Source organism: Chitinimonas viridis (genome assembly GCF_030409555.1).
Taxonomy (GTDB): Bacteria; Pseudomonadota; Gammaproteobacteria; order Burkholderiales; family Chitinimonadaceae; genus Chitinimonas; species Chitinimonas viridis.
Window position 1 is genome coordinate 775,303 of sequence record NZ_JAUFPU010000018.1, and the last position, 26,731, is coordinate 802,033.

Genomic DNA, 26,731 nt, shown 5'->3' on the forward strand with positions numbered 1-26,731 from the left:
AGTATCCAAGGAATAACAGATGAAGAAACCGCAACTGGCCCTGTTGGCCACCGCCATCGCGATGATGGGCAGCACTGTCTGGGCCGATGTCGGCACCACCCCTGAGCTGGACACCCCGCGCCGCATCGAAACCGCAACCGCCAAGATCCGTGGCACCGACCAGAACATGACCTATATGGTCATCGATGGCCGCGCCATGCTGGGCGACATCATGCTGGGCATGCACAAGGATGTGCAGACCAACGGCATCAACCTGCCCAAGCTGGACCTGCCCAAGGCCCCTGGCGACAAGCTGGATTCCGGCCGCGTCGTGGCCAAGGACAACCATTACAAGTCCGCCACCAGCTGGACCAACAACACCATGCCGTACACGTTCGATCCCTCGCTGAGCAAGGCGAAGCGGGATGCGATTGCCGTCGGCATGAAGCTGATCAGCGACAACACCAATATCCGCTTCGTTCCGCGCAGCAGCGAGACCAACTACGTCAAGTTCGTGTCTGACGGCGGCTGCTGGTCCTATGTCGGCATGATAGGCAAGGAACAACCCATCTCCATCGGTGATGGCTGTGAGCGTAGCGGTACCGTCGCCCACGAAATCATGCACGCCCTGGGCTGGATGCACGAACAGATGCGTCCTGACCGCGACAACTATGTGCGTGTGGTGGAAGAAAACATCCAGGACGGCATGGCCAGCCAGTTCACCAAGCTGCGCGCCGACCAGGTCAACCCGGCTGGTGGCTACGATATCGACTCGGTGATGCACTACCCGAACTGGGCCTTCTCCAAGAACGGCAAGCCCACCATCGTTCCGCTGGACCCCAAGGTCGACCCCAGCCGTATGGGCCAGCGTAACCAGTTGAGTGCGGCCGATATCACCGCCATCAACAAGTTCTACCCGGCCGTGAACGGCAATGTGCCGCTGACCATGACCACCAGCACCAGCTCGGTCAGCTTCATGCAGGACAAGAGCGGCCAGTTCAGCCTGACTCTGGCCGGCAGCGATGCCGACCTGAAGTCGCTGCGCTTTGATATCCGCAGCGACAACAGCGCCGTGGTCGCCCCGGCAGGTGTGGTGGTGCAGGCCGGTACCGGTAGCCAGCGCACCGTGACCATCACCCCGGTGGCCAAGGCCTCGGGCGTGGCCACCATCACCCTTCGCGCCATTGCGGCCTCGGGCAAGGAAGTCACGGCCAGCGTCAAGGTCACCGTAGCCAAGGACACCACCGGCGGCGGTGGCGGCGGTACCAGCACGGCCAAGCCGTATGACCGCGCAGCCAAGTACACCACCGGCAACCAGGTGAGCTTCGGCGGCAAGACCTACAGCATGACCGTGATGATCGACGGCAAGGTCTCCACCACCTACTGGATCTGGGGCAGCTACTGCGAACCCGTCCGTTGCAGCCCGCAGACCCCGTTCGTCTACAGTAACTGGCTGAAGGTGTACTGGACTGAAGTCGGCGGCGGTGATGGCGGCGGCGGCACCACGCCCAAGCCTGCCTGCGAAACCGTGCTGGACGTCAACCGCCAGTACCAGATCACCAGCAGCAGCCAGCGCAAGTCGCTGGTACCGGCCGGTGATGTGCAGAACGCCCCGATGATGCTGTGGCCCGATGCCGGCCAGCAACGCTGGAAGCTCACCCGCAACGCCGAGGGTTACTACGTGATCGCCAGCGCCGCAACCGGCCTGGCCCTGGATGTCGCCAACGGCGCCACCCTGGCAGGTAGCGAAGTGATCGTCTGGCCGGTGCACGGCGGCGCCAACCAGCAGTTCTGCCCCCGCGCCAGCGGTAGCGGCTACCAGCTGGTGTCACGCGGTGCCAACCTGCCGCTGTCTGCTGCCAGCGAGAACGATGGCGCGGCAGTGAAGCTGTCCAGCGGCGCAGCCACCTGGTTGCTGTCACCACTGTAAGGTGCAAGTGGGCGCGCTGTCATGCAGCGCGCCTGCCGCAAGCCGGTACAGCCCTGCCACATGGCAGGGCAACAAGACCAGCGCCGGCCCCGCTACCCTATACTGTCCGACAGGCAGCACCCCCTATTTCCCCTGGGAGTACCCTGGGCCGCCGTGGCGGCCCTTTTTTACCCCCAAACAGGGCGCTTCCGGAAACCTCGGTTTCCCCGCCGTGGTCTGACCACAGAACTGCGGTTTCCGGAAATGCTCACAAGGAGCGCAACATGTCTCACGCACTGCATCTGCTCATGGCCGGTAGCCTGCTGTTGGCTGCCGGTTGCCAACAGCCCATGGCAGCCACCACCCCGCTGCTGATACAAAGCAACAGCAGCAGCTGGCAATGCCCTGCCAACCAGCGCTGCGATGGCACGCCGGACTACCGGGCGCTGCTGGTCAATGTCGGCAAGCAGGAGGTCTACCTGTCCTTCGGCCCTGAGCTGAAAGCGCCCTACACCCCGGCACAGCTGGCCCAGCATTTCCGCTTTGGTGATATTTACCATCCCACCGCCAAGGGCATGATTGCCATACACCTGGAAAACAGCGAGCGTGGTGAAGGCCGTATCGAGTTCCTCACCGCTGCCGATGGCCGCCTCAAGGCCCAGGTCACGGCCCAGCGCTATCGCTTGCAGAACCAGGGCAAACCAGGCCCAGACTGCCGTACCGACGATATCAAGGGCTATTGCCTGGAAGAAAAGCGCATTGAGGCGCCGCTGACCCTGCAACTGGATCTGGCCCTGCCCTGATGCCAGCTGTATCACCATGCCGTCTGTCGTGTAGATGCGTTGCCAAGCCATCGGTTGGGTAAGGATTACCACAGTCGAATGCAATGTTAGTATTTGCTTAATGCGCAACGCATACACGGATGGCATAATCTCTTATTAATCATAGGTTTTTGCTGCCATGCCTCTTTTTCGCTCAAGCCGGGGCTTTACCCTGCTCGAACTGCTGATCGCCCTCGTCATCATCGGCCTGCTGGTCGGCGTGGTCGGTCCCAATCTGTTCAAGAACCTGGGCAAGTCCGAGATCACCACGGCCCGCTCGCAGATAGACGCCATCAGCAAGGCGGTAGAGGCCTACCGGCTTGATAACGGGCACTTCCCCCGCAACGAGCAAGGCCTGGCCGCGCTGACCCAGCCCCCTTCGGGCGTCAGCACCTGGCGCGGCCCCTACCTGAAGAAAGCCGCCCCACCCGACCCCTGGGGCAATGCCTACCAGTACCGTATACCCGGCAGCAACGGCCGCGAGTTCGAAGTACTATCATTAGGCCGTGATGGTCGCCCTGGTGGCGCCGCCGAAGACGCGGATCTGAGCAATTGAAATGAGCCGGTCGTACCTGGTCAGCGCGCTCGATAGCGAGCGGCGCGTCGTCAGCCTTCGCCTTGAAGCGGCCTCGGATACCGAGGCCAGGGCGCAGCTGAGTGCGCGCGGGCTGACGCCGCTGACCCTGCGTCCGGCCGGCTTTGGCGCCTCGAAAGGCGCCGCCAAGGTCAAGTTCGACCTGCTGCTGTTTGCCCAGGAACTGGCCGCCCTCTTGTCTGCCGGCCTGGGGCTGAGCGAAGCCATCGCGACCCTGGCCGAAAAAGAGACCCGCCCCGGCACCCAGCAGATACTGGTTGAGGTGCGCGATGCCCTGCACCAGGGCCAATCGCTGTCGGCCGCCCTGGCCGCCAAGCCGGCCCTGTTCCCTGAACTGTTGGTGGCCAGCGTGCGTGCCAGCGAGACCACGGGCGACCTGGATCGTGCGCTGGGCCGCTATATCGCCTACCAGCAGCAGATAGACGCGCTGCGCAAGCGCCTGATCAGTGCCGCCACCTACCCTGCCATGCTGCTGTTCGCCGGCGGTGGCGTGTGTCTGTTCCTGGTTGGCTACTTGGTGCCCAAGTTCTCCCAGATCTACGACGGCATGCAGGGTGAGCTGCCGCTGATGTCGCGCCTGCTGCTGGGTTTCGGCGGCTTCCTGGCCGAGCACCGTGCCATGGCGGCCGGCGTGCTGTTTGCCACCATCGCCGGTAGCGTGGCCCTGCTGATGCAACCGGCCAGCCGCGCCAAACTGGCCGATCTGGCCTGGCGCAGCCCTGGCCTGGGCGCCCGCCTGCGGCTGTTCCAACTGGCTCGCTTCTACCGCGCCACCGGCATGCTGCTGCAGGGCGGCATACCGCTGGTCACCGCCTTCGAGCGGGTAACCGATCTGCTCCACCCGGCCCTGCGGCCGCCGCTGCGCCAGGCCATACAGGCTTTGCGCCAGGGCCAGCCGCTGGCCGAGACGCTGTCACGCGCCGGCCTCACCACAGCCATCGCCCTGCGGCTCTTGCAGGTGGGTGAGCGCACCGGCCAGCTGGGCGAGATGCTGGAGCGTACCGCCGCCTTCCATGATGAAGAGCTGAGCCGCTTTGTCGATACCGCCGCCAAGCTGGTAGAACCCATACTGATGCTGCTGATGGGCGGCTTTATTGGCATGATCGTACTGCTGATGTACCTGCCCATCTTCGATCTGGCGGGAGGCATGCAGTAATGGCCACGCCCAATACCCTGGAACGCAAGCTCAGCGCCGAACAGCTGGCCCGCGCCCGCGTGGAGGCGGAGACCGGTGGCCTGCACCTGCTGACGGCCCTGGCCGCGCAATCGCAGTCCAGCAAGGAGGCCGTGCTGGCCGCCTTGTCGTCGACCTTGCGGATCCCGCTGGTGCCCACCCAGAAGCTGGCCGACCTCAGCCCCGATTTCACCCGCCTGCCCTTCAGCGAAGCCTCGGCCCGGCTGTGCCTGCCCATCAAGCACAAGGACCGCACCATCGCCATCGTGGCCGACCCGCTACAGGCCGGCCTGCTGCACTGGCTGGAACACAAGCTGGATGGGGCCTACCAGTTGGCGCTGTGCGATGACGAAGCCCTGCGCGAGCGCCTGGGCGCCCTGGAGGAAGGCCGCCGCGCCATCGATGGCCTGCTGCCGCAAACCGAGGGCAAGAAGCGCGGCGAGGTGGTGGAAGTCATCACCCTGGCCACCATCGCCGAGGAATCCAGCGCCGCCGTCAGGCTGGTCAACTCCACCCTCTACGATGCCCTCAAGAGCGGCGCCAGCGACATCCATATCGAGAGCGAGCCTGATGGGCTGTGCGTCAAATACCGTATAGACGGTGTGCTGCACGCCGCCAGCCGGGTCAATGGCCAGGAGCTGGCCGAACAGGCCATCTCGCGTATCAAAATCATCAGCGAACTCGACATCGCCGAGCGCCGGGTACCCCAGGATGGCCGCTTCAAGGCCTTTATCCTGGAGCGGGAAGTGGATTTCCGCGTCTCCATCATGCCCAGCATGCACGGTGAGGACGCGGTCTTGCGGGTGCTGGACAAGCAGGCCGTCACTCAGCAGATCAATGGCCTCAGCCTGGCCAGCCTGGGGCTGGACGCCGCCACCTGCAGCACCATACTGAGCCTGGCCCGCGAGCCCTACGGCATGCTGCTGGTCACCGGCCCGACCGGCTCGGGCAAGACCACCACCCTGTATGCCGCGCTGGCCGAGGTGAACAGCAGCGAGGAAAAGCTCATCACCATCGAAGACCCGGTGGAATACCAGTTGCCCGGCGTGCTGCAGATACCGGTGAACGAGAAGAAGGGCCTGACCTTCGCCCGTGGCCTGCGCTCCATCCTGCGGCACGATCCCGACCGCATCATGGTGGGCGAAATCCGCGACCCGGAAACTGCCCAGATCGCCGTGCAGGCGGCGCTGACCGGCCACCTGGTACTCTCCACCGTGCACGCCAACAGCGTGTTCGACGTGATCAGCCGCTTCCTGCACATGGAAGTAGACCCCTACAGCCTGGTTTCCGCCCTCAACGGCGTGCTGGGCCAACGCCTGGTGCGGCGCATCTGCAGCCACTGCAGCGTGCCCTATCGGCCGCCATCGGACCTGCTGATCGCCTCTGGCATTCAGGCATCCTGGCTGCCCCGCTTCCAGTTCCGTATCGGCCGTGGCTGCCCGGCGTGCCGTCAATCCGGCTATCAGGGCCGGATTGCCATTGCCGAAGTGCTGCAACTGAACGACACCCTGCGCGAGCTGATATTAAGCCGCGCCCCCATGAGCGAGATCAAGGCCGCCGCCCGCAAGGCCGGCAGCCGGCCCTTGCGTCAGATCGCCCTGGCCGCCGTGGCCCAGGGCGCGACCACTTTGCAGGAAATCAACCGTGTTACCTTCGTTCGCTGAACTGCGCCCCGATAGGGTGGTGCTGTTCCTCGGCGCCGATTCCCTGCTTGCCGTCGAGCAACATGGCTGGCAACGCCGTCGCGCAGCCGAACTGCGCCTACCCCTGCGGCTGCAGGACGGCCTGCCGCAGCTTGACCTGCTGGCCCAGTGGCTGGGCGAACGCCGTGCCCGCCGGCTGGAAGTCCGGCTGTCCAGCGCCTGGGTGCGCTTCGCCATCCTGCCCTGGCAGAATGCCCTGAGCGACGAAACCGTTGCACAGGCCATGGCCCAGGCCCTGTTTGCCGAACAGTACGGCGCCGCCAGCGCCGGCTGGGAAATCACCCTGTCCCCGTTCAAGCCCGGCAGCGCCCGGGTTGCCAGTGCGCTGGATGGCCGCTGGCTGGCCGCCCTGCGCGAACTGGCACAGCAGCAACGCTACCGGCTGGTTTCCATGGAGCCGGTGCTGGTCTCGCTGTTCAACCGGCTGGCCGACAAGCTGCCCCAGGATGCCCTGCTGGCCGTGGTGGAACCACGCCGGCTGGCGCTGCTGCAACTGCAGCGTGGCCAGTGGGCCAGTCTTTACAACCGGGTACTGCCCGAGCCCTGGGAGCGCCGCCTGCCTAGCCTGATTACCCAGGCCAGCGCCACCCTGGACGCGCTCAACAGCCCCGTCTACATTGCTGCCCCGCTGTTCCAGCGGCCGGACCTGGGCAGGCTGTCCGCCACCTGGCTGCGGCTGCCGGCACAACGTGGCTATGATCCGCGCAGGGACCCCGAATGGGCCCTGTGCACAGGTGTTTGAATGGGACGCATGCAATTGGATTTCGTGGCGACGCGTCGCCATTTCAGTGTTTTCGGTTTGCTGCTGCTCACCGCGGGCTTGGCCTGCCTGCTGCTGGCCAGCTGGCGCATGAGCCAGACCCAGCAGGTGCAACAGCAACTGGAAGGCCAGCTATGGCAGTTGCAGGCCCCACCCGCCAGCGTCGAAACCGATACCGAGGCCACGGCCCTGGTTGCGGCCGACCGCCTGGCCCGGCAGTTCCGCCGGCCCTGGACCATGCTGTTCCAGCGGCTGGAGCAGATCAATGTCCCTGGCGTGCGCCTGGGCCAGATCTTGCCGCAGGCTGGCGACAAGGCCTCGGTGCAATTGGGCGGTGAAGCCAGCGATGCCGAATCACTGTATGAATACCTGCGTGCGCTGCGCCGCCAGGGCGGGGTAACCGACGTCTACCTGCTGCAACAGCACTGGGATGCCGAGAGCGAGGCGCTGCGCTTTGTGGTGCAGGCCCGCTGGGATGCCGGCCAAGAAGCGGTGGGTGCACCATGATGGTCTGGCCACGTTATATCTGGATGCTGCTGGGCACCTCGGGTCGCCTGGGCGTGTGGCTGCTGCTGGGTGCCGCCGTATTCTGGCTGGTGCAGGTGCAGCCTGCCGCCACCCAGTTGACCGAGACCCAGGCCAAGCTGCGCCTAGCGCAGCAGACGCAGACACTGTCCGCGCCAGCCAAGCCTCGCCGCATCAACGACTTCTATGCCCGCTTCCCACCGCTGGAGCAGCTACCCGACCAACTGGCGGCGCTGGACGTGGCCGCCGAGGCAGCGGACCTGGCTATCAATGAATCGTACTACCAGCTGCAGACCGTCAACGGCCTGGCGCTGCGGCGCTACCAGGTGAACCTGCCGCTGGATGGCGATTACCCGTCGCTGCGGCTGTTCCTCAACCGCGCGCTGGGCGACGCGCCCAATGCGGTGCTCGATGAAGTCCGCTTCGAGCGCGACCCCAAGAGTGATGTGGTCACGGCCCAGCTCAAGCTCAGCTACTACTATCGCGAAGCCACACCGGCAGGCGTGGACGTGCCGCTGCCAGCCAGCCTACCCGCCGTGGCCGGCACCGCAACACCTGCCGCAGTGCCGACCCCTGCCCCAGCTACGGCACCTGCACCTGCACCTGCAGCCGCCGCCGCATCGGTACCGGCAGCACCGACACCGCCCGCCGCGCCCATGCCACCTCCTGCGGGAGCCCGGCCATGAGCCTGAACCGCAAGCAGGCCATGGGTCTGGCCCTGGTGGTCGTGGTCGGCCTGTCCGTCTGGTCTACCCAGATGGGCGGCGATGAAGACGACCTGACGCCGGCAGGGCCGACTGTCAGCATCAGCGACCCAAATGTCGCTTCGTCCACCCCAGTGCTGCCGCCAGACGCCACTACAGCGCCCGCTAATGGCGAAAGCTGGCAGAGCGCCATGCAGCGCGACACCGGCTCGCTGCAAGGCGTGGTGGCCGATCCCTTTGGCTCCAGCAAGCCCAAGGCCACGCCCCCGGCCGAAGCCGCCGTGACCGAACCGGCCGCTGTCGTCGCTCCCCCGCCGCCACCGCCGCCCCTGGCACCGCCCTATCGCTACCTGGGCAAGCTGGAGAAAGGCGGCAAGCTGGATATCTATCTCGATAATCAGGGCAGCCCCCTGATAGCCCGCCCTGGCGATACCTTGCCCGGTGGCTGGCGGCTGGACAGCCTGACGGCCGGCCAGCTTGTTTTCACCCATCTCGCCACCAGCGAACAACACACCGTGGGCCTTACGCCATGAATCTGATACGCCCTGGCCTGACCGGCCTGATGTTGCTGACCCTGGTTGCCTGTGCCAGCCAGCCCCAGCAACGCTTCGACCAAGCCCGCCAGATGCTGGGTGAGAACCGCAGCGAAGAAGCCCTGCTGGCGCTGGAAGAACTGGTGAAGCAGGAGCCCGGCAACCAGGAGTTCCGCCGCTACTGGCTGCGCCAGCGCGATGCCATCGTCGAGCGCACCCTGCGCGAGGCCGAATCCCTGCGTATCAACCAGCGCTACAGCGAGGCCCAGGCAAGGATAGAGACCGTGCTACGGATACAGCCGGGCAACCCGCGCGCAGCCGACATGCGGCTGGCGCTGGACCGCGAGCTGGCGCACAACAGCCTGGTGGAGCAGGCCATAGCGGCCCAGCAGGCTGGCCAGACCACCCAGGCCCGCGCCCTGCTCAAGCAGGTACTGGCCGAATCGCCCCGCCACCTGGGCGCCCGCAAGCGCCTGGCCGAGCTGGACAAGGCCCGCAACAAGGCCGACATGGCGCCGATATCGGCCAACTCGCCACTGCGCGCCCCCGTCACCATGGAATTCCGCAACGCGCCGCTGCAAAGCATCTTCGACATGCTGAGCCAGAGCACCGGCGTCAATTTCGTGTTCGACCGCGATCTCAAGCTGGACGGCCAGGCCACCATCCTGGCCCGCGACACCCCGCTGGACGAGACCCTCAATGTGCTGCTGACCAGCCAGCAACTGGCCAAGCGGGTGCTGAACGACCGTACCGTGCTGATCTACCCGGCCACGCCCAATCGCCAGAAAGACCTGGAAGGCCTCAACGTCAAGACCTTCTACCTCAACAATATCGAGGCCAAGGCGGCCGCCGCGCTGATCAAGACCATCGTCAAGACCCGCGACATCTACACCGACGACAAACTCAACCTGCTGGTGATGCGCGACACCCCCGAGGCCATAGGCGTGGCCGAGAAGCTGGTGGCTGCCCATGACCTGGCCGAGGCCGAGGTCATGCTGGAAGTGGAAGTGATGGAAATCGGCAGCGAGCGCCTGGCCCAGCTGGGCGTGCAGTTCCCCGACCAGCTGTCGCTGTCGCTGCCCAAGGCCTTTGACGGCAGCAGCCTCAGCCTGGGCGAGCTGAAGAACCTGGGCCGCGATGGCCTCAAGTTGGGCATAGGCGATCCGGCCCTGCTGCTTAACCTCAAGCACACCGACGGCACCACCGATACCCTCGCCAACCCACGCATACGGGTACGCAACCGCGAGAAGGCCAAGATCCATATCGGCGACCGCGTGCCGGTGATCACCACCACCACCAATCCCACCTCGGGCTCGGTGGCCGAATCGGTGGCCTATCTGGACGTGGGCCTCAAGCTCGATGTGGAACCGCAGGTGTTCCAGGATGACGAGGTGGGCATACGCCTGAACCTGGAAGTCAGCAATATCGTCAAGGAAGTGCCCAGCAAGACCGGCCTCCTGACCTATCAGATCGGCACCCGCACCACCAGCACCGCCCTGCGCCTGCGTGATGGCGAGACCCAGGTGCTGGCCGGCCTGATCAAACAGGAAGAACTGGAATCGGCCTCGCGCCTGCCGGGCCTGGGCCAGCTGCCCATGCTGGGCAAGCTGTTCTCGTCGGAGAAGCGGCAACGCACCAAGTCCGAGCTGGTACTGCTGATCACCCCACGGATACTGCGCAACCTGGCCGTGCCCGACGCCAGCCAGACCGAGTTCACCAGCGGCACGGAAGACCATGTGGGCAGCGAAACCCTGCGCCTGCCGGACGGCAACAGCCAGATCAGCATCCCGGCCGAGGGCAGCCAGCCGCTGGCGCCCCCGCCCGCACCGCAGCCACAGGTAGAGCCGGTGCCACCACCGCAGGTTGACCCGGTGCCGCCGCCACCGCTACCGGTCCCGCCGCAGAACCCGAAATGAAACAACGTGGCTTTACCCTGATAGAGCTGCTGGTCACCCTGACCCTGCTGGCCATCCTGGCCGGCGCAGCGCTACCGTTGGCCCAGTTGCAGGCCCAGCGCAGCCGCGAGCAGAATCTGCGGCAGGCGCTGTGGTCGCTGCGCAATGCCATCGACGAGTACAAGCGCGCCTACGATGAAGGCCGGCTGGAAAAGACCGTGGGCAGCAGCGGCTATCCGGCCAACCTGCGGGTGCTGGTGGACGGGGTATCGGATATCTCCTCGCCAGATGCCCAGAAGCTGTACTTCCTGCGCCGCATCCCGCGCGACCCCTTCTTCCCCGACCAGACCGCGCCCCCCGAGACCACCTGGGGCCTGCGCAGCTACGCCTCGCCAGCCGAGGCCCCCAGGGCCGGCGCCGACGTGTACGATGTCTACAGCCTCAACCCCGGCACGGCGCTGGATGGCCAACCCTACCGACTATGGTGACCCCCATGCGCCATCGCGGCTTTACCCTGCTGGAACTGATGATCGCCATGGCCATCGTCGCCACCCTGCTCAGCATCGTGGCGCCGCGCTACCTGGGCAGTGTGGACCGCGCCAAGGAGACCGTGCTGCAGGATGACCTGCACACCATGCGCAAGGTACTGGACCAGTTCCATGCCGACCGTGGCCGCTACCCAAATGATCTGGAAGAGCTGGTCAGCGCCCGCTATCTGCGCAGCATCCCGGTCGACCCCCTGACCGAGCGCAACGATACCTGGCGGGTAGAACCACCGCCGCCCGGCAGCCAAGGCAATGTCGGTGATGTCCGCAGTGGCGCCAGCGGCCGGGGCAGCGACGGACGCGACTATGGCAGCTGGTGAGCGGGGCTCGGCCTATCTCTGGCTGATGGGCGTGCTGGTGGTGTTGGGCCTTATCATGGGCCGCGCCATCGAGGTGGCCAGCACCCAGGCAGATCGCCAGCGCGAACGCACCCTGCTGCAGGTGGGCGACGCCTACCGCCGCGCCATCGCCAGCTATGCCGCCCTGCCCGGCAGCGACGGCAGCCTGCCGCGCTCGGTGGAAGACCTGCTGCAAGACCCCCGCGCCAGCGAACCGGTACGCCACCTGCGCCGCGCCTATGCCGACCCGGTCAGCGGCCAGCCCATGCAACTGATACGGCGCGAAGACGAAGGCATCGTCGGCGTCCATAGCCCCTCCGACCGCCCACCCCTGATGCGCCGGGGCTTTGCCCTGCGCTACAAGGAATTCGAGAAGGCGGAGCGGATAGCAGACTGGCAGTTCCTGTTCCAGCCTAGCGGGCAGGCCAAGAACTAGGTTGGTTGGCGCGACCAGAAATATGTGTGGCGCAGCCACTCCCTGAAGTCCCACCGGACTCTACAATCGAACGCTAGCGAATTCAGGGGAACGTCAGCGACGCGACGAAAAGACTTGGAACAGGCTCAAAGAGCCGCTAACAAAACCCAGCGAAGCTAGTTCTGGCTAGGCGTGGAAATGCTGACAGTACGCGGGTACGGCAAGCTTGCACAAACACGCCATAAGGGGTTCGTTAGCAGCGCTAAACACAGAACTACTCAGATATAGAGCACATGAACAACGCTTTGCCCAAGTGATTTTGCATTCTTAAACACCTCAAGAATACTCCGGAGGAAAACAAAAAGATAATCGGCACTTTCACCGTCTTCCCCTTTCACATTTTTATCAAATGCAGGAGATGACGATACATAGTCACGCTCCAGCGCAGCCTCCACATCACCATCGGAATAAACATTCAAATCCCCTATGTCATAGGCAACATCTGGGTTTTTGATCAAATCAGAAATTAATCGCTCAAAATCAGCAATCACTTGCGCCTGCTGCGTTGGATTGACGATGGTAATTCTCGTTATATCTCCATACTCGCCTTCAAAACTGTATTGACAGCTGCTGGCATCACCAAGGAACGCGATAGCGGGGAAGTCCCCATGCTCGAGAAGTGCTTTTGTCGCATAGATAGCCCACCCACCCCTTGTGTCGCCAGAGACGCTGCAAAGCGCTTCTCCATGCTTTATTGCTCCAACAGAGGACTTAAAATCCTCGAACGCCTCAAGCGTGGGAAATGAAGCAGGGATAGAATTGGTATCTACTATGTAGGTTTTGGTAGCATAGGAATGCGACATGGAATTCACCTTAACATGAACATATTCATCATGTTACTGCAGGCGCCCCCTGACGTCAGCACAGTCAATCAGCCAGTGGCGTCATGAATACAAACGCCACTGTTTAACCACTCGGCTGCCAGAGACGCTACGCCAACTCCGCCACCCTATCCTCAACAGCCGCCGGTGCCATCCGCCAGGGTGGTGTTGGGCGGAAGTGGTCCTGCAGGAAGTTGAGAAAGGCCCGCAGGCGCATGGGCATGCCGTTGCGGTGGGGGACCAGGGCGACCACGTCGGCGTCGGCCACCTGCCAATCGGGCAGTACCCGTTGCAGCGTGCCAGCAGCCAGGTCGTCGGCCACATGCCATTCCGAGCGCAACATCAGGCCCTTGCCGGCCAGGGCCCATTGTCGCAGTACATCGCCATCGTTGACGCTGAGTGCCTCGCTGATGCGCACGTTGGTCTTTTCACCGTTCTGGTGGAAGGACCACAGGGTGGTGTCTTCGTCGTTCTCGCGCAGTACCAGGCACTGGTGCCGGCGCAGGTCTTCTGGTGTTTGGGGGTAGCCGTGGAGGGCCAGGTATTCGGGCGAGGCGCACAGTACGCGCCGGTTGGGGGCAATGGGGTAGGCTACCCAGTCGGAGTCGGGTAGCTCGCCTATGTGCAGCACCAGGTCGAAGCGCTCGTTGCGGTTGACCGAGAAACGGTCGCTCAGGATCAGCGAGATATCGAGCTCGGGGTGCTGGGCATGGAAGGCCGCCACGATGGGCGCCAGGTAGCGCCGGCCAAAACCCAGTGGGCCATGGATGCGCAGCGCCCCAGCAATGCGGCCGCTGCTGCCGCGCACGTCGTCCATCAGGCGGTCGAATTCGCGCAGCAGCTCCTGTCCCCGTACCAGTAGCAATTCACCCTCTTCGGTCAGCTTGATACCGCGCGCATTGCGGTCCAGCAGCCGCACGCCCAGTCGTCCCTCCAGCTGCTTCAGGCGCTGCGACATCGCCGCCGTGCTCAAGTCCAGTTGCTTGGCCGCGCCGGAAAAACTGCCGGCCTCGGCGATCGCCACAAACATGCGTATGGACTGAAGCTCGCTGTAATCATTCATGATTTTTGGGCGCCGCCGGGAGCTGCAACAGGCGGTTAGATACCGGTATTAATAAGGGCTTATATAATATCATTCCGTCATAACGCTAAATGACCGCTGGTCGGTTGTACGCCGCCAAGTAGCAGGAAGCGAGTTGCTGTCTAGACAGCTTCCCCTCCTGCCCGCTTGCGCTGCAACCCGCATTCCGCCTTTGTTTCAAGCGCTTGGCCTATCCTCAGCCAGGTTAGAGTGTGAGTATTACCGGGAAGACTGCCGTTACGGGTGCGCAAATTGAATGGGCAGGCCGGGCGGATGCGGCCGGGCTCCCCCGGTGCCAACGATTGCGGCAGCTCAGACCGCAGCGCTCCCTTGATCGCGCGCAGTCGCCAGTCCCTCCAGTATCGGGCAGTCTGGCCGGTGGTCGCCGCAGCAGGCCTGGGCCAGGGTCTGTAGGGTGGCCCGCATCTCGCTCAGCGCGGCGATGCGCGCATCCAGTTCGGCGATATGGCTTTCGGCCAGTTGCTTGACCGCTGCGCTTTCGCGCTGCTTGTCTTGCCATAGTGATAGCAGCACGCTGATCTGCTCCAGCGAGAAGCCCAGGTCGCGGGCGCGGCGGATAAAGCGCAGCAGGTGGATATCGCGCTGGCCGTACTGGCGGTAGCCCGACTGACTGCGGTGGCTGGCTGCCAGCAGGCCTATGCCTTCGTAGTGCCTGATCATCTTGGCACTGACCCCGCTGGCGCGGGCGGCTTCTCCGATATTCATGGCGTGCTTACCTGGCGGTGTCGCTGCGGACAAGCCTTTAGAGCCTGTTCAAAGTCTTTTCGCCGTGTCGTTCGCAACCTTGCCGGATGAAGGGCAAGGCGCAAGCCGCGCAGCGGTACGGGTACCGTCAGCGGCTTGCAACGCCGCCATTCGCCGGCAAGGCTGCGAACCCGAAGGGCTGATCTGGAAAACGGCCATTCACTGCGTTGTGGCGCTTGGCAATAACTTGTTATTGCCTGCGCACCACGCCTTGTGCCTGGCCGTTTTCCAGACCAGCGACGCGGCGAAAAGACTTTGAACAGGCTCTTAAGCGTACGTAACATTATCGTCCCCCCGGCTGCCAACGGCGCAGCAACAGGGCATTGGCCACCACACTGACGCTGGAGAACGCCATGGCTGCCCCTGCTACCACAGGGTTGAGCAGCCCCATGGCGGCCAGCGGAATGCCCACCACGTTGTAGCAGAAGGCCCAGAACAGGTTCTGCCGGATCTTGGCATAGCTACGGCGGGAGATGGCAATGGCGTCGGCCACCCGGGCCAGATCACCCCGCATCAAGGTGATGCCGGCTGCATGCATGGCCACATCGGTGCCGCTGCCCATGGCGATGCCGACATCGGCTGCCGCCAGTGCCGGTGCATCATTGATACCGTCGCCCACCATGGCCACCACATGGCCTTCGGCCTTGAGCGCCAGCAGGGCCTGGGCCTTGTCTGCCGGCAGGATACCGGCCTGGAACTGGCTCAGCCCCAGCTCGGCAGCCACCTGGGCGGCGGCGCCTTGGTTGTCGCCCGTCAGCATGATGGTCTGCACCCCCATGGCCTGTAGCCTGGCCAGTGCCGCTGCCGCGCCGGGCTTGACCGCATCGCCAAAGGCCAGCAGGCCCAGCACCGAGGGCTCGCCCACCCGAGCCAGCCAGGACAAGGTGCGGCCCTGTTGCTCCAGCGCAGCAGCCTGCTCAGCCAGGCCCGCCAGGGCAATGCCTTGCTCCTGCATCAGGCGGGCGGTGCCCAGCAGGTATCCCGCCCCGTCGATCTCGCCCTGTATGCCACGCCCCGGCAGGGCCTGCAGCTTGCTAGCCGGTAGCGCGGCAACACTAGCCTGCTGTGCCGCCCCGACCACGGCATGGGCCAGCGGATGCTCGCTACCCGCCTGCAGCCCGGCCGCCAGTGCCAGCAGGGTAGCGTCGCTTACACCATTGCCGGCTATGGCCAGCAGGCGCGGCTTGCCCTCGGTCAGGGTGCCGGTCTTGTCAAACGCCACTGCACTGATGCGATGGGCTGTTTCGAGCGCTTCGGCGTCCTTGATCAGTATGCCGTGCCTTGCCGCCACTCCAGTGCCCGCCATAATGGCGGTGGGCGTGGCCAGCCCCAGGGCACAGGGGCAGGCAATCACCAGCACGGCCACCGCATTGATGATGGCGGGTTCCAGTTGGCCAGCCAGCAGCCACCAGGCCAGCAGCGTAAGCAAGGCGATGACCAGCACCACCGGCACGAATACCGCGCTGACCTGGTCCACCAGACGCTGTATCGGCGCCTTGGCCGCCTGGGCATGTTCCACCAGCCGGATGATACGGGCCAGGGTGGTCTCCGCCCCGATGGCCACGGTACGGACCAGCAAGAGGCCATCGCCATTGATGGCACCGCCGGTTACCCGCTCGCCCGGCCCTTTGGGCACCGGCAGGCTCTCACCGGTCAGCAGTGCCTCGTCCAGCTGGCTGCTGCCTTCCACCACCTCGCCATCCACCGGCACCCGCTCACCGGGGCGCACTACCACCAGGTCACCCACGGTAATCAGGGCGATGGGCACATCCTCATCCCGCCCGTCACGGCGGCGCCTTGCGGTGGCCGGTCGCAGGGCCTGCAGGGCACGAATGGCCTCGCTGGTCTGGCGCTTGGCCCGGGCTTCCAGCCACTTGCCCAGCAGCACCAGGCTGATCACCACGGCAGAGGCTTCAAAGTAGAGGTGGGGCATGCCGTGCTCGCCATGCCGTAGCAAGAGGTAGACACTCAAGCCATAGGCCGCACTGGTACCCAGGGCGACCAGCAGATCCATATTGCCGCTCCCCGCCCGCAAGGCCAGGTAGCCGGCGCGGTAGAAGCGAGCGCCCAGCCAGAACTGCACCGGGGTGGCCAGCAGCAGCTGCAGCCAGCCCGGCAGCATCCAATGGCCACCTGCCAGCTCGGCCAGCATGGGCAACACCAGGGGCAGCGACAGCGCACCCGATACGGCCACCGGCCACCAGGCTGGCAGCGCAGGCCGTGGGCTGTCCTTGCCCTCCTGGTGCAGGCTGGCGCTGTAACCGGCGCGCGCCACGGCAGCCATCAGGCTGGCACTATCCACCCCTTGATCCACCAGCAGCGTAGCCTGCTCGGTCGCCAGATTGACGCTGACTTCGCGCACGCCGGGCTCCCGCGCCAGGACCTTCTCCACCCGCCCTACGCAGCTGGCACAGCTCATCCCGCCTATGGCCAGGGTCAGAGTCTGCTGCGGCACGCTGAAACCCGCCTGGGCGATGGCACTTCGCACCATGGCAAGCGTCAGCTCGGGCCCCGCCGTGAGCGTGGCCGATTCGCTAGCCAGGTTGACGCTGGCTGCCTGCACACCAGGTAGCCGTGCCAGCACTTTCTCCACTCGGCTAACGCAACTTGCACAGGTCATACCGGCCACCGGCACGGTCAGCTGACTGTTTTGCTCCTTTGTTTCGCTTTGCATGGTGTTATGCCTCGTCATGGATACTGTGATGACCGCAGTCTGAACCTTCCTATCATGGCAAGGTCAAGCACCTTGTGCACGGCTTGGCTGCCGCCAGTCGCCCGCGCTGTGCGCCGCGCAGGCGAGCCGCTATCATCCGGCTCCCGCGACCCCTTGATTAATAGCAATGATGGATTGGCAGCCCTGGCAATACACCGACTCCAACGGCCTTACCCTGCGCGGCTGGCATACCCCGCCATCGGGCAAGCCTGTGCTGCACTTCCTGCATGGCAATGGCTTCAGCGGCCGCACCTATGAGCCCATGCTGGCGCTGCTGGCGGTGGATTTCGACCTATGGCTGTGTGATCTGCCCGGCCATGGCCGCAGCGATGCCGGTGATCGCTTTCTGGGCTGGAACCGCAATGCCAGTCTGGCGCTGGACGCCTTCATGGCGCACCAGTCGCTGTGGGATGCCGGGCTGCCGCGCTACGCCCTGGGCCACAGCTTTGGCGGCGTGCTGACGGCACTATCGCTGGCAGAGCGGCCCGGCCTGTTCCAGCGTGCCGTGCTGCTGGACCCGGTGATCTTCACCCCCTGGATGAACCGGCTGCTGCGGGCAGCAGAATCCCTGGGGCTGGCACACCACACCCCGCTGGCCAGGCTGTCGCGCAAGCGCCGCCGGGTCTGGCCCAGTGCCGCTGCGGCGCAGGCAGCACTCAGCGGCCGTGGCATCTTCCGGGGCTGGACCGAGGCCGCCATGGCCGCCTATGTGGCCCACGCCATGGCCCCAGTTGCCGAGGGTGTCGGCCTGTGCACACCTGCCAGCCTGGAATCCACCATCTTCGGTTCGGCCCCGCAGCAGCTATGGCCCTCGCTATGTGCCAGCAACACCCCCGTGCGGCTGATCCACGGCGACCAGACCTACCCCTTCGTGCCGGTCTCGGCCCAGCGCTGGCAACGGCTCAACCCCCAGGTCGAAGTCATGCAGACCCGTGGTGGCCATTGCTTTATGCAGGAGGACCCGGCACAGGCGGCCGATTTGACGCGCGCCTACCTGCTGGGAAAAAGCTGAAAAACCTGAGGCATGGCCGCTTGTGCCACGGGCAGGCGGCTTGCTGAGGATGCTGGGCTGATTGCAGACCAGGCTAGAAGCAGCTATTCGCCCAGCAACTGCTGGACGCTGGCCAGGGTGCGCAACTGCCTGCGGACATGGCACACCACATCCTGTCGGCTCAGGCTATCGCCGCTGCAGATCACCTCATCGGGCGCCACGCCCAACTCGGCACACAGCAGCAGGGCATCGTCGTCGTAGTTGCTGACGGGCGGCAGGGCGCGGCCCAGGCGGCAGGCCGGCACCGACAGGTTGTCGTCCATCTCGTCGGCCGGCAGCAGGCTGATACCGAAGGAGGGTTCCTCGGCCTCTATCATGGCCAGCAGGTCATTGGGCGCCAGCGGCTCGCCTATGGCAACGCAGTGCTCGATCAGCACGCCGGCCATGGGTGTCAGCACCATATGGGTCTCGCCAGCCACGGCCAACCGCACCAGCGGGGTGTCGGCCGGAATATCGGCGCCTATGGCCACCAGCCATTCGGTCACGACCGTGGGGGTGCCAAGATCGTCGGGGGCGCAAACCAGATGGGTGGTGGAGAGCATGCTAGCGAACCTATTGGAAACAGGCTCCAAGGCTAGCACGCTGCCGCCCATAAAAAAACGCCGCTGGGAGCGGCGTTCTTGCCTTTGGGCAGGGGCCGGTATCAGCGCTTGTTGCGACGCTCGCTGACGGCAGCGGCCAGCTTCTTCAGCACGGCCACGCTGTCGTCCCAACCCAGGCAGGCATCGGTAATGCTGCAGCCGTATTTCAACTGCTGGCCTTCCACCAGATCCTGGCGGCCTTCGTTGATGTGGCTTTCTATCATCACGCCAAACACCGCGTGGTTGCCAGCGGCTATCTGGCCGGCCACATCGTCGGCCACCGTGATCTGCTTGCGGTAATCCTTGCTGCTGTTGGCATGGCTGAAGTCCACCATGACTTTTTCCGGCAGGCCGGCTGCCGCCAGGTCGTTGACGGCGCCCGCCACATGCTCGGCCGAGTAGTTGGGGGTCTTGCCGCCGCGCAGGATGACGTGGCAATCCGGGTTGCCGCCAGTGGCGACGATGGCGGAATGGCCGAACTTGGTCACCGACAGGAAATGGTGCGGCACGCTGGCCGAGCGGATAGCGTCGATGGCGATCTTGAGATTGCCGTCCGTACCGTTCTTGAAGCCCACCGGGCAGCTCAGGCCCGATGCCAGCTCACGGTGAACCTGCGACTCGGTGGTGCGGGCACCGATGGCGCCCCAGCTGATCAGGTCGGCAAAATACTGCGGCGTGATCATGTCGAGGAATTCGGTGGAGGCTGGCACCCCCATGTCGTTCAGATCCAGCAATAGCTTGCGGGCAATGCGCAGGCCGTTGTTGATATCGAAGCTGCCATCCAGGTGCGGGTCGTTGATCAGTCCCTTCCAGCCTACCGTGGTACGCGGCTTCTCAAAGTAGACACGCATGACGATCAACAGATCGCGCGCCAGTTCCTCGTGTATCGCCAGCAGGCGTCGGCCATAATCGAGCGCGGCCTCCGGGTCGTGTATCGAGCAGGGGCCCACTACCACCAACAGGCGATCATCCTCGCCAGTCAGGATACGGTGTATGGCCTGGCGGGCCTGGAAGGTCGTGGTCGTCGCCACCTCGGTCACCGGGTACTTTTCCAGTGCCGCGATGGGCGGGAGCAATTCCTTGATTTCCTTGATGCGTACGTCGTCGGTTTGGAACAGCATGGCGGGCGCTTGCGGTTGGATTCGGGGACTGCCTAGGTTATCGACAGCCCTGCTGCGGCGCAAATAACTTTGTTCGATGGCCACGATAGCGGCCACGCATATACGGGAGCCGACCTTGAAGATCCATCGACCTTGCTTGAGCAGGCTACTTGCATGGCTGCTGGCTGGCGTGGCCTTGCTGGCCGGCTACAGCCTGATCGGCACCCTGTGGCGCTGGTGGCAGTACGGTGGTGACGGCCGCCCCGAGATAGCCTGGCGCCTGACCCTGCAGGCTGGCCTATTACTGCTTGCCTCGCTGGCCCTGTATGCGATGCGCCGGACTGCAGTGCGCAAGCTGAGCTAAGAGCGGCTACCAAAACCCAGCGTGGCGTTTCTGGCTAGGCGTGCGAGCGACGGCAGTAGTAGGTACGGCAAGCTCGCACAACAACGCCAGAAGGGTTTTGTTAGCCGCTCTAAAAAACAAAACCGCCGGTTTCAAGCGGCGGTTTCGTCTTGGGCTGTTGCGGGCTCAGTCGGCGTATTGCTTCTTGAGCCGTTCACGCCGCTCCTGCGCCTCTACCGTCAGCGAAGCGGTAGGACGGGCCAGCAGACGGGCCAGGCCTATCGGTTCGCCGGTATCGTCACAGTAGCCGTAATCGCCATCGTCTATCTTCTTGACGGTGGATTCGATTTTCATCAGCAGCTTGCGCTCACGGTCACGCGTACGCAGCTCCAGCGCATATTCCTCTTCGAGGGTAGCGCGGTCAGCCGGATCAGGTGTCGCTTCCTGCTCTTGCAGGTGCTGGCTGGTGGCAGTGGCATTGGCGAGCAACTCGGCCTTCATATCGAGCAGGCGTTGACGGAAGAACGCGAGGTGATCCTCGTTCATATAATCGTCGCCCTGCCAGTTGAGGATATCTTCCTCGGTCAGTTTCTTGGCCATGGTGGTGCTTCTCCACGCTGGTTGACGGACACACCGCCCAGGTTAGGCGGCGATGCTCCAAAGTTGCGGGGCGCGAGCTTAACGGTGTGTCAGGCGCCTTGCAACCATCATCATCGGAACAGGACCGTGAATATTGCGGCTAAACAGGCCACGATGCTGTCCCTGTAAAGACACAAAGCCGACCAGGGCCGGCTTTGTTACCTTATTTCTGGCTCAACACCCACTTCACGATCACCTTCAGATCGGCGTCGGCGATCTGTTGCGGCGGCATCGGTATCTGCCCCCACACGCCTACGCCACCCTTCTTGATCTTGGCGATCAGCTTGGCTTCGGCAGCCTTGTCACCACGGTACTTGGCAGCCACATCCTTGTAGGAGGGGCCTACGACCTTGGTGGCTACCTGGTGGCAGGCCATGCAGTTGTTCTTGGCGGCAATGGCGGCGCCATCGGGAGCAGCCTGGGCGGCCAGGGCAGTGCCGGCCACGAGGGCGGCGAGCAGCAGTTTCATCAATGTCTCCTGACGAGGTGTTCGTCCTGCAATACGGTATGACAGCTATCCAGGCCCGCTGTTTCCAGGGCGACCTGTTGTTTTTGGTCTGACTTGGTCAATGATCTTAGCCCCCTGCGCAACACGATGCAATTGAGGCAGATCAAGGAGGCCAGCCAGCGTTGCGGCAGACCCGACCGATAACCGATGGCACCCAGCCATGACCTGCGTTCATCACAAGCTCGGCAACGAGCGACAGCGAGGCTCCCTTGCGGAGGCGAGGGCGGGGGGTGTGGACTCAATCAAGGGGAGAGCCCGCTGGTTCAGGCTGCAAATAAGGCTTAGCGCCAGGGCTACCCTGGCGCCTGCACTGCCCGTCATCACCCAGCCATGACCTGCGTTCATCACAGGCTCTCAGGACAGTGGAATATGCTGTGCTACACTGCCGCGCAGCTTGACCGGCCAGTAAACTATTCCCGATGCATGTTGATACCCTGAATCCTGACCAGCCCAATAACCGACTGTTCTCCATGACAGTGGGGTTCTCCCTGCTGGCCCATGTTGTTGTAATCGGCCTGGTCCATTTCACCCCGCCCGATCCGCGTACGCTGTTCAACCGCGCGCCGCTGGAGATCGTGCTGGTCAATGCACGCTCCAAAAATGCACCGGCCAAGGCCGATGTGCTGGCGCAGGCCAACCTGGATGGCGGCGGCAATACTGATGAGGCCAATCGCCGCATCAAGACGCCCTTGCCGGCCCAGCAGGTGCTGCAGCCCAGCAATGAGCTGGTGCATGCCACCCGCCAGCAGCAGGAGCAGGAAGAACGCCTGCGCAAATTGCTGGCGCAGGCCCAGATGGCACATAGTCTGAGCGCCGAGGCGGTATTGCGCCCCAGCCCGGTGCCGTCCACCAGCAAGCAGGAAACCGAGGCACTGAACAAGCAGGCCAGCGAGATCGCCCGCCGCGAAGGCGAGATTGCCCGCGAGATCGCCGCCTACCAGTCGCGCCCCCGCATGGCCTACGTGGCCGGCCGCTCCAAGGCGGTGGCCGAGGCCCGTTACGTGGATGACTGGCGTACGGTGGTGGAACGGGTGGGCAACGAGAACTTCCCCACCAGTGCCGGGGGTAAGCGCCTGTACGGCCGCCTGTTGGTCACGGTGGAGATCAACCGCGACGGCAGCCTGCGCAATGTCACCTTCGACAACTGCCGCACCTGCAACAATGATCCGGCACTGCAGAAAGCCGCTGCCCGCATCCTGGCCCGTTCTGCTCCGTTCCCAGGCTTGCCGCGCGGCATACTGGATCGCCAGGGCGCGCCTGCCGACATTCTGTCCATCACCCGCTCGTGGACCTTCTCACGCGGTGATAACGCCATGACGGCCGAGGAACCTACCGGGGGGTAGGCCGCCCGACGTGCGTTCAGCGCGGCGGCAAGTCGCGCTGGGCGCCGGCCTTGAGGAATTCAGAGGTGGCATCCACCAGTCTGCGTGCCTGTTCGACGGCACGCTTCAGATGCGGCAACGCACGCTCGGCGTCAGCCGGATTGCGTTCCAATATCTGCACAATCTGGCGTAGTTGATCCAGCGAGGGCATCAGTCCGGCGCTGACATTCTCCAGCAGCTTTTCCTTCAGCAGCTTGTCGCTCTCCAGCTCTTCTTTTTCACGCTTGAAGCGTTGCTCCTTGAGCTTCCACGGTGCAATGTCCTGGGCGATCAGGCTGTAACCCTTGAGGGCGCCGCCCTGCTTGTGCGCCAGCATGGTCAGCATCACCGGCAGGTTGCGACCGTCACGGCTCACCAAGGCCATCTCGCCGCGCCAGGCGCCATCCTTGGTCGCCAGCGGCAGACAGGTGTGCAGGAAGTGCGGCTGTGCCCAGGGCGGCAGCAGGTCGGTCATGAACAGCCCGTGCAGCCCCTCATTACCGATGCCCAGCCATTCACGGCCGGCGGCATTGAGATTCTGCAGCTGCCCGGCCGGGTCGGCCCAGGCAATCACCTCGCGGCTGCGCTCCACCACCTCGCTGGCCAGAGTGTGGCGCTCCCGCTCGCGATGCCGGTGATCGGTATCGCGCATGATGGTCAGCAGGCAGTCACGCCCGGCGTGGCGCAGGCTGGTGGTCATGGCCTCCACCCAGCAGGCTGGCCCCTCGCGCGGGGCCAGCAGCCAGTCGTAGCGCTGTGGCCTGCCATGGCGGACGGCATCCAGATAGGCGGCCTCGGCGCGGGCGTCGTAGCCCTCGGTGGTGGCCGAGAAGTCCACCAGCCTCTGCCGTAGCAGCTCTCCCCGGCTGCAACGCAATATGGCCAGGGTGGCGGCATTGGCATCGAGTATGTCCAGGGTCTGTGCGTCGCGCACCAGCAAGGGGTCGCCGGCCGCCACGAAAACTGCATTGCCTATCTCGTGCGGCACCGCCTGCAGCACCGCAGGCGGCTTGCAGGGTGTGACCAGGCAGTCGATGCGCACCGGCACGCCTGCCTCGTTGGTGGCTACCCTGCAACGGTGCAGTACCCAGCAGGTATCGCCATCACTGGCCATCAGACGGTAGGTGAACTCGACTTCATTGCTGCCGCTCTCGCGCAGCTTGTCCATGCCCAGCCACACTGCCGGCTGGTCTTCGGGGTGGATGGCTTCCAACCAGAAATTGGGGTGCTGGGCCAGCAGGTTAACCTGCTCGCCGTATAGATCGGTGGCCGACTGCGACAGGTACAGCAGGGCATCGCGGCTCAGCGTCATGGCAAAGGCCACCACCTTCAAACCAGACAGGATCGCCCCCCCCTGCTTGTAGCCATCTATCATGGCTTCCGCATTCAGGCTGGGGTTGCTGGGAAAGTATTTCCGAACGAGCACGATATCAAACCGAATTTGTGGGGGGCGGACGATATAATTGCCAGCATAGCACTGCAACCTGCAAGGGCACTCCCATCCGTATACTTGGCATAGATCCCGGACTGCGTACCACCGGCTTTGGCGTCATCGACGCTGTGGGCCAGACACGCGTCTACGTGGCCAGCGGCTGCATACGCAGCGGCGAGGGCAGCCTGCCGGCACGGCTCAAGGTACTGCTGGAAGGCATCAGCGAGGTCTGCCAGCGCTATCAGCCGCAACAATCCGCCATTGAGCAGGTGTTCGTCAATGTGAATCCTCAATCCACCCTGCTGCTGGGGCAGGCCCGTGGCGCCGCCATCTCGGCCCTGGTACTGGCCAACCTGCCGGTGGCAGAGTACACCGCCCTGCAGGTAAAGCAGGCCGTGGTCGGCAACGGCCATGCCGCCAAGGAGCAGGTTAGCCATATGGTGCAACGGCTGCTCAGCCTCAGCGGGGAACCCCAGTCGGATGCCGCCGACGCCCTGGCCTGCGCCCTGGCGCACGCCAACCACGCCACCGGCGGCCTCGCCAATATCGGCATGAAGTCGCGGCGTGGCCGCTGGGTCAGTATCTGACGCCCTACCCTGATGACTCGCGGCCCCATCCCGCACCAACCCCACGGAAAGCCCCAGCATGATAGGCAAACTCACCGGCAAGCTATTGGAAAAACACCCCCCGCAAGTGCTGCTGGATGTCGGCGGCGTGGGTTACGAGGTGGATGTGCCCATGTCCACTCTCTATGTCTTGCCGCATGCAGGCGAAACCGCCTCGCTCTACACCCATTTCGTGGTGCGCGAGGATGCCCAGCTGCTGTTCGGCTTTGCCAGCCGGGCCGAGCGCGAGACTTTCCGGCAGTTGATCAAGGTCAGTGGCATCGGCCCCAAGATTGCCCTGGCCGTGCTCTCGGGCATGACAGCAGACGAGCTGGCCGCCACGGTGGAACGCGAGGATGCCGGCCGCCTGGCCAAGGTGCCCGGCATAGGCAAGAAGACAGCCGAGCGGCTGGTACTGGAACTGCGCGGCAAGCTGGCCGGCACCACGGCGCTGCAGGCGCACGCCAGCGGCCTGTTTGCACCGCCTGCCAGCACCCGCGATGATGTGGTGAATGCCCTGCTGGCGCTGGGATACAACGAGAAAGAGGCCAATACCGCCATCAAGGCGCTGCCCGAAGATGTCAGCGTCAACGATGGCATACGACAGGCGCTGAAGTCGCTGGCCAAGGTCTGACGCGGTAGACGGTAAATATGCCGATTGCCCCCGCCGGGGATTATCCCGCCAGGCCAGTTAGTGTACGATCGTTCTCTATTACCATGGAATAAAGTACGGCGACCATGATCCAGTCCGACAATCTCAGCAGCGCACCCGAGCGCATCGTCACCCCGGTGCGGCAGTCCAGCCAGGAGGAAGCGCTGGAGCGCGCCCTACGGCCCAAGCTGCTGGACGAATACGTGGGCCAGGAAAAAGCCCGCGGCCAGCTGGAGATCTTTATCGAGGCCGCCAAGCGGCGGGCCGAGGCGCTGGACCATGTGCTGCTGTTCGGCCCACCCGGCCTGGGCAAGACCACCCTGGCCAACATCATCGCCCGGGAGCTGGGCGTCAACCTGCGCCAAACCTCCGGCCCGGTGCTGGAACGGGCGGGCGACCTGGCGGCCATGCTGACCAATCTGGAACCGCATGATGTGCTGTTCATCGACGAAATCCACCGGCTGAGCCCGGTGGTGGAGGAAATCCTCTACCCGGCACTGGAGGATTTCCAGCTCGACATCATGATAGGCGAGGGCCCGGCCGCTCGATCGGTCAAGCTGGACCTGCCGCCCTTCACCCTGGTGGGCGCCACCACCCGCGCCGGCATGCTGACCAATCCGCTGCGCGACCGTTTCGGCATTGTGGCGCGGCTGGAGTTCTATACCCCGGCCGAGCTGACCCGTATCGTCAATCGCTCTGCCAGCCTGCTGAACATGGAGATCGATGACGAGGGCGCTTACGAGGTGGCACGCCGCTCGCGCGGCACCCCCCGTATTGCCAACCGCCTGCTGCGGCGGGTGCGCGACTTTGCCGAGGTCAAGCACGATGGCCGCGTCAGCCGCACGGTGGCAGACGCCGCACTGTCCATGCTGGATGTGGACCATGCCGGCCTTGATGTGATGGACCGCAAGCTGCTGTCTGCCGTGATTGAGAAGTTTGGTGGCGGGCCGGTAGGATTGGACAATGTGGCCGCCGCCATAGGCGAAGCAGCCGATACCATAGAAGATGTGCTGGAACCGTACCTGATCCAGCAGGGTCTGTTGCAACGCACACCGCGTGGCCGCATGGCCACCCTGCTGGCCTATGAACACTTCGGGCTCAAGCCGGCCGGCCAATAGTTCTT

Annotated in this window: 28 protein-coding genes; 19 read left to right on the forward strand and 9 right to left on the reverse strand. The window is 64.3% G+C overall.

Features of this window, described 5'->3' with window-relative positions:
- The first annotated feature begins 19 nt into the window (after positions 1 to 19).
- From QWZ03_RS16505 to QWZ03_RS16565, 13 genes are all read left to right on the forward strand, one after another.
- Positions 20 to 1,909, forward strand: coding sequence for a M12 family metallopeptidase (locus QWZ03_RS16505; RefSeq protein ID WP_290333725.1), 1,890 nt, complete (start codon positions 20 to 22; stop codon positions 1,907 to 1,909).
- Between the two features lie 263 nt (positions 1,910 to 2,172).
- Positions 2,173 to 2,691: a hypothetical protein gene (locus QWZ03_RS16510; RefSeq protein ID WP_290333726.1), complete on the forward strand. Its 519-nt coding sequence runs from the start codon at positions 2,173 to 2,175 to the stop codon at positions 2,689 to 2,691.
- A 157-nt stretch (positions 2,692 to 2,848) separates the two neighbouring features.
- A complete protein-coding gene (gspG, locus tag QWZ03_RS16515) occupies positions 2,849 to 3,265 on the forward strand; it encodes a type II secretion system major pseudopilin GspG (RefSeq protein WP_284195381.1) in 417 nt (138 codons plus the stop codon).
- Between the two features lies 1 nt (position 3,266).
- Positions 3,267 to 4,460, forward strand: coding sequence for a type II secretion system F family protein (locus QWZ03_RS16520; RefSeq protein ID WP_290333727.1), 1,194 nt, complete (start codon positions 3,267 to 3,269; stop codon positions 4,458 to 4,460).
- Positions 4,460 to 6,142 carry a GspE/PulE family protein gene (locus tag QWZ03_RS16525; protein WP_284195383.1) on the forward strand — a complete coding sequence of 561 codons (1,683 nt, stop codon included), beginning with the start codon at positions 4,460 to 4,462 and terminating at the stop codon, positions 6,140 to 6,142. The genes QWZ03_RS16520 and QWZ03_RS16525 overlap by 1 nt, the downstream gene beginning before the upstream one ends.
- Positions 6,123 to 6,923: a hypothetical protein gene (locus QWZ03_RS16530; protein WP_290333728.1), complete on the forward strand. Its 801-nt coding sequence runs from the start codon at positions 6,123 to 6,125 to the stop codon at positions 6,921 to 6,923. Before QWZ03_RS16525 ends, QWZ03_RS16530 begins: the two co-directional genes overlap by 20 nt.
- Positions 6,924 to 6,932: 9 nt before the next feature.
- Positions 6,933 to 7,448, forward strand: a complete 516-nt coding sequence (locus tag QWZ03_RS16535) for a hypothetical protein (RefSeq protein ID WP_290333729.1) — start codon at positions 6,933 to 6,935, stop codon at positions 7,446 to 7,448.
- Entirely contained in the window at positions 7,445 to 8,152 is a 708-nt protein-coding gene (locus tag QWZ03_RS16540; protein WP_290333730.1) for a hypothetical protein, read from the forward strand. Before QWZ03_RS16535 ends, QWZ03_RS16540 begins: the two co-directional genes overlap by 4 nt.
- Positions 8,149 to 8,703, forward strand: coding sequence for a hypothetical protein (locus QWZ03_RS16545; RefSeq protein WP_290333731.1), 555 nt, complete (start codon positions 8,149 to 8,151; stop codon positions 8,701 to 8,703). Before QWZ03_RS16540 ends, QWZ03_RS16545 begins: the two co-directional genes overlap by 4 nt.
- Positions 8,700 to 10,619 carry a secretin GspD/PilQ domain-containing protein gene (locus QWZ03_RS16550; RefSeq protein ID WP_284195388.1) on the forward strand — a complete coding sequence of 640 codons (1,920 nt, stop codon included), beginning with the start codon at positions 8,700 to 8,702 and terminating at the stop codon, positions 10,617 to 10,619. The genes QWZ03_RS16545 and QWZ03_RS16550 overlap by 4 nt, the downstream gene beginning before the upstream one ends.
- Positions 10,616 to 11,086, forward strand: coding sequence for a type II secretion system protein (locus QWZ03_RS16555; protein ID WP_290333732.1), 471 nt, complete (start codon positions 10,616 to 10,618; stop codon positions 11,084 to 11,086). Before QWZ03_RS16550 ends, QWZ03_RS16555 begins: the two co-directional genes overlap by 4 nt.
- Before the next feature lie 5 nt (positions 11,087 to 11,091).
- On the forward strand, positions 11,092 to 11,463 hold the full coding sequence (locus QWZ03_RS16560) for a type II secretion system protein (protein ID WP_284195390.1): 372 nt from the start codon (positions 11,092 to 11,094) through the stop codon (positions 11,461 to 11,463).
- Positions 11,450 to 11,917 (forward strand): type II secretion system protein, encoded by a 468-nt coding sequence (locus QWZ03_RS16565; RefSeq protein ID WP_284195391.1) that lies wholly within the window; start codon positions 11,450 to 11,452, stop codon positions 11,915 to 11,917. The genes QWZ03_RS16560 and QWZ03_RS16565 overlap by 14 nt, the downstream gene beginning before the upstream one ends.
- Positions 11,918 to 12,174: 257 nt before the next feature.
- On the opposite strand, the gene QWZ03_RS16570 is transcribed toward QWZ03_RS16565, so the two are convergent.
- From QWZ03_RS16570 to QWZ03_RS16585, 4 genes are all read right to left on the reverse strand, one after another.
- Positions 12,175 to 12,759, reverse strand: a complete 585-nt coding sequence (locus QWZ03_RS16570) for a hypothetical protein (protein WP_290333733.1) — start codon at positions 12,757 to 12,759, stop codon at positions 12,175 to 12,177.
- Between the two features lie 127 nt (positions 12,760 to 12,886).
- Positions 12,887 to 13,840, reverse strand: a complete 954-nt coding sequence (locus QWZ03_RS16575; RefSeq protein WP_284195393.1) for a LysR family transcriptional regulator — start codon at positions 13,838 to 13,840, stop codon at positions 12,887 to 12,889.
- Positions 13,841 to 14,170: 330 nt separating this feature from the next.
- Positions 14,171 to 14,584 carry a Cu(I)-responsive transcriptional regulator gene (gene cueR / locus QWZ03_RS16580; protein ID WP_284195394.1) on the reverse strand — a complete coding sequence of 138 codons (414 nt, stop codon included), beginning with the start codon at positions 14,582 to 14,584 and terminating at the stop codon, positions 14,171 to 14,173.
- Between the two features lie 322 nt (positions 14,585 to 14,906).
- Positions 14,907 to 17,297, reverse strand: a complete 2,391-nt coding sequence (locus QWZ03_RS16585) for a heavy metal translocating P-type ATPase (RefSeq protein WP_290333734.1) — start codon at positions 17,295 to 17,297, stop codon at positions 14,907 to 14,909.
- A 166-nt stretch (positions 17,298 to 17,463) separates the two neighbouring features.
- Between QWZ03_RS16585 and QWZ03_RS16590 the strand changes: the two genes are divergently transcribed.
- Positions 17,464 to 18,348, forward strand: coding sequence for an alpha/beta fold hydrolase (locus QWZ03_RS16590; protein ID WP_290333735.1), 885 nt, complete (start codon positions 17,464 to 17,466; stop codon positions 18,346 to 18,348).
- Positions 18,349 to 18,431: 83 nt separating this feature from the next.
- On the opposite strand, the gene QWZ03_RS16595 is transcribed toward QWZ03_RS16590, so the two are convergent.
- Both QWZ03_RS16595 and aroG read right to left on the reverse strand, forming a co-directional pair.
- Positions 18,432 to 18,929 (reverse strand): hypothetical protein, encoded by a 498-nt coding sequence (locus QWZ03_RS16595; RefSeq protein WP_290333737.1) that lies wholly within the window; start codon positions 18,927 to 18,929, stop codon positions 18,432 to 18,434.
- Between the two features lie 101 nt (positions 18,930 to 19,030).
- A complete protein-coding gene (gene aroG / locus QWZ03_RS16600; protein ID WP_290333738.1) occupies positions 19,031 to 20,089 on the reverse strand; it encodes a 3-deoxy-7-phosphoheptulonate synthase AroG in 1,059 nt (352 codons plus the stop codon).
- 136 nt (positions 20,090 to 20,225) lie between these two features.
- On the opposite strand from aroG, the gene QWZ03_RS16605 reads away from it, so the two are divergent.
- Positions 20,226 to 20,432 carry a hypothetical protein gene (locus QWZ03_RS16605; RefSeq protein ID WP_290333739.1) on the forward strand — a complete coding sequence of 69 codons (207 nt, stop codon included), beginning with the start codon at positions 20,226 to 20,228 and terminating at the stop codon, positions 20,430 to 20,432.
- A 165-nt stretch (positions 20,433 to 20,597) separates the two neighbouring features.
- On the opposite strand, the gene dksA is transcribed toward QWZ03_RS16605, so the two are convergent.
- Both dksA and QWZ03_RS16615 read right to left on the reverse strand, forming a co-directional pair.
- Positions 20,598 to 21,011, reverse strand: coding sequence for an RNA polymerase-binding protein DksA (gene dksA, locus QWZ03_RS16610; protein ID WP_290333740.1), 414 nt, complete (start codon positions 21,009 to 21,011; stop codon positions 20,598 to 20,600).
- Between the two features lie 202 nt (positions 21,012 to 21,213).
- A complete protein-coding gene (locus QWZ03_RS16615) occupies positions 21,214 to 21,519 on the reverse strand; it encodes a c-type cytochrome (RefSeq protein WP_290333741.1) in 306 nt (101 codons plus the stop codon).
- A gap of 458 nt (positions 21,520 to 21,977) precedes the next feature.
- On the opposite strand from QWZ03_RS16615, the gene QWZ03_RS16620 reads away from it, so the two are divergent.
- A complete protein-coding gene (locus QWZ03_RS16620) occupies positions 21,978 to 22,901 on the forward strand; it encodes a cell envelope integrity TolA family protein (RefSeq protein ID WP_290333742.1) in 924 nt (307 codons plus the stop codon).
- A gap of 16 nt (positions 22,902 to 22,917) precedes the next feature.
- Here QWZ03_RS16620 and QWZ03_RS16625 read toward each other — a convergent pair whose 3' ends face one another.
- Positions 22,918 to 24,345 carry a PAS domain-containing protein gene (locus tag QWZ03_RS16625; RefSeq protein WP_290333743.1) on the reverse strand — a complete coding sequence of 476 codons (1,428 nt, stop codon included), beginning with the start codon at positions 24,343 to 24,345 and terminating at the stop codon, positions 22,918 to 22,920.
- 74 nt (positions 24,346 to 24,419) lie between these two features.
- Here QWZ03_RS16625 and ruvC point away from each other — a divergent pair, with 74 nt between their 5' ends.
- The 3 genes from ruvC to ruvB all read left to right on the forward strand — a co-directional run bounded on the left by ruvC (position 24,420) and on the right by ruvB (position 26,726).
- A complete protein-coding gene (gene ruvC / locus QWZ03_RS16630; RefSeq protein WP_284195791.1) occupies positions 24,420 to 24,938 on the forward strand; it encodes a crossover junction endodeoxyribonuclease RuvC in 519 nt (172 codons plus the stop codon).
- A gap of 58 nt (positions 24,939 to 24,996) precedes the next feature.
- Entirely contained in the window at positions 24,997 to 25,590 is a 594-nt protein-coding gene (gene ruvA, locus QWZ03_RS16635) for a Holliday junction branch migration protein RuvA (RefSeq protein WP_290333744.1), read from the forward strand.
- Between the two features lie 104 nt (positions 25,591 to 25,694).
- Positions 25,695 to 26,726 carry a Holliday junction branch migration DNA helicase RuvB gene (gene ruvB, locus QWZ03_RS16640; protein ID WP_284195405.1) on the forward strand — a complete coding sequence of 344 codons (1,032 nt, stop codon included), beginning with the start codon at positions 25,695 to 25,697 and terminating at the stop codon, positions 26,724 to 26,726.
- Positions 26,727 to 26,731 lie beyond the last annotated feature (5 nt).

What these genes read in the sequence shown, in the direction of transcription:
- QWZ03_RS16505 (WP_290333725.1), top strand. Translation starts at nt 20, where the DNA reads ATGAAGAAACCGCAACTGGCCCTGTTGGCCACCGCCATCGCGATGATG.
- QWZ03_RS16510 (WP_290333726.1), top strand. Translation starts at nt 2,173, where the DNA reads ATGTCTCACGCACTGCATCTGCTCATGGCCGGTAGCCTGCTGTTGGCT.
- gspG (WP_284195381.1), top strand. Translation starts at nt 2,849, where the DNA reads ATGCCTCTTTTTCGCTCAAGCCGGGGCTTTACCCTGCTCGAACTGCTG.
- QWZ03_RS16520 (WP_290333727.1), top strand. Translation starts at nt 3,267, where the DNA reads ATGAGCCGGTCGTACCTGGTCAGCGCGCTCGATAGCGAGCGGCGCGTC.
- QWZ03_RS16525 (WP_284195383.1), top strand. Translation starts at nt 4,460, where the DNA reads ATGGCCACGCCCAATACCCTGGAACGCAAGCTCAGCGCCGAACAGCTG.
- QWZ03_RS16535 (WP_290333729.1), top strand. Translation starts at nt 6,933, where the DNA reads ATGCAATTGGATTTCGTGGCGACGCGTCGCCATTTCAGTGTTTTCGGT.
- QWZ03_RS16540 (WP_290333730.1), top strand. Translation starts at nt 7,445, where the DNA reads ATGATGGTCTGGCCACGTTATATCTGGATGCTGCTGGGCACCTCGGGT.
- QWZ03_RS16545 (WP_290333731.1), top strand. Translation starts at nt 8,149, where the DNA reads ATGAGCCTGAACCGCAAGCAGGCCATGGGTCTGGCCCTGGTGGTCGTG.
- QWZ03_RS16550 (WP_284195388.1), top strand. Translation starts at nt 8,700, where the DNA reads ATGAATCTGATACGCCCTGGCCTGACCGGCCTGATGTTGCTGACCCTG.
- QWZ03_RS16555 (WP_290333732.1), top strand. Translation starts at nt 10,616, where the DNA reads ATGAAACAACGTGGCTTTACCCTGATAGAGCTGCTGGTCACCCTGACC.
- QWZ03_RS16560 (WP_284195390.1), top strand. Translation starts at nt 11,092, where the DNA reads ATGCGCCATCGCGGCTTTACCCTGCTGGAACTGATGATCGCCATGGCC.
- QWZ03_RS16565 (WP_284195391.1), top strand. Translation starts at nt 11,450, where the DNA reads ATGGCAGCTGGTGAGCGGGGCTCGGCCTATCTCTGGCTGATGGGCGTG.
- QWZ03_RS16570 (WP_290333733.1), bottom strand. Translation starts at nt 12,759, where the DNA reads ATGTCGCATTCCTATGCTACCAAAACCTACATAGTAGATACCAATTCT.
- QWZ03_RS16575 (WP_284195393.1), bottom strand. Translation starts at nt 13,840, where the DNA reads ATGAATGATTACAGCGAGCTTCAGTCCATACGCATGTTTGTGGCGATC.
- cueR (WP_284195394.1), bottom strand. Translation starts at nt 14,584, where the DNA reads ATGAATATCGGAGAAGCCGCCCGCGCCAGCGGGGTCAGTGCCAAGATG.
- QWZ03_RS16585 (WP_290333734.1), bottom strand. Translation starts at nt 17,297, where the DNA reads ATGCAAAGCGAAACAAAGGAGCAAAACAGTCAGCTGACCGTGCCGGTG.
- QWZ03_RS16590 (WP_290333735.1), top strand. Translation starts at nt 17,464, where the DNA reads ATGATGGATTGGCAGCCCTGGCAATACACCGACTCCAACGGCCTTACC.
- QWZ03_RS16595 (WP_290333737.1), bottom strand. Translation starts at nt 18,929, where the DNA reads ATGCTCTCCACCACCCATCTGGTTTGCGCCCCCGACGATCTTGGCACC.
- aroG (WP_290333738.1), bottom strand. Translation starts at nt 20,089, where the DNA reads ATGCTGTTCCAAACCGACGACGTACGCATCAAGGAAATCAAGGAATTG.
- dksA (WP_290333740.1), bottom strand. Translation starts at nt 21,011, where the DNA reads ATGGCCAAGAAACTGACCGAGGAAGATATCCTCAACTGGCAGGGCGAC.
- QWZ03_RS16615 (WP_290333741.1), bottom strand. Translation starts at nt 21,519, where the DNA reads ATGAAACTGCTGCTCGCCGCCCTCGTGGCCGGCACTGCCCTGGCCGCC.
- QWZ03_RS16620 (WP_290333742.1), top strand. Translation starts at nt 21,978, where the DNA reads ATGCATGTTGATACCCTGAATCCTGACCAGCCCAATAACCGACTGTTC.
- ruvA (WP_290333744.1), top strand. Translation starts at nt 24,997, where the DNA reads ATGATAGGCAAACTCACCGGCAAGCTATTGGAAAAACACCCCCCGCAA.
- ruvB (WP_284195405.1), top strand. Translation starts at nt 25,695, where the DNA reads ATGATCCAGTCCGACAATCTCAGCAGCGCACCCGAGCGCATCGTCACC.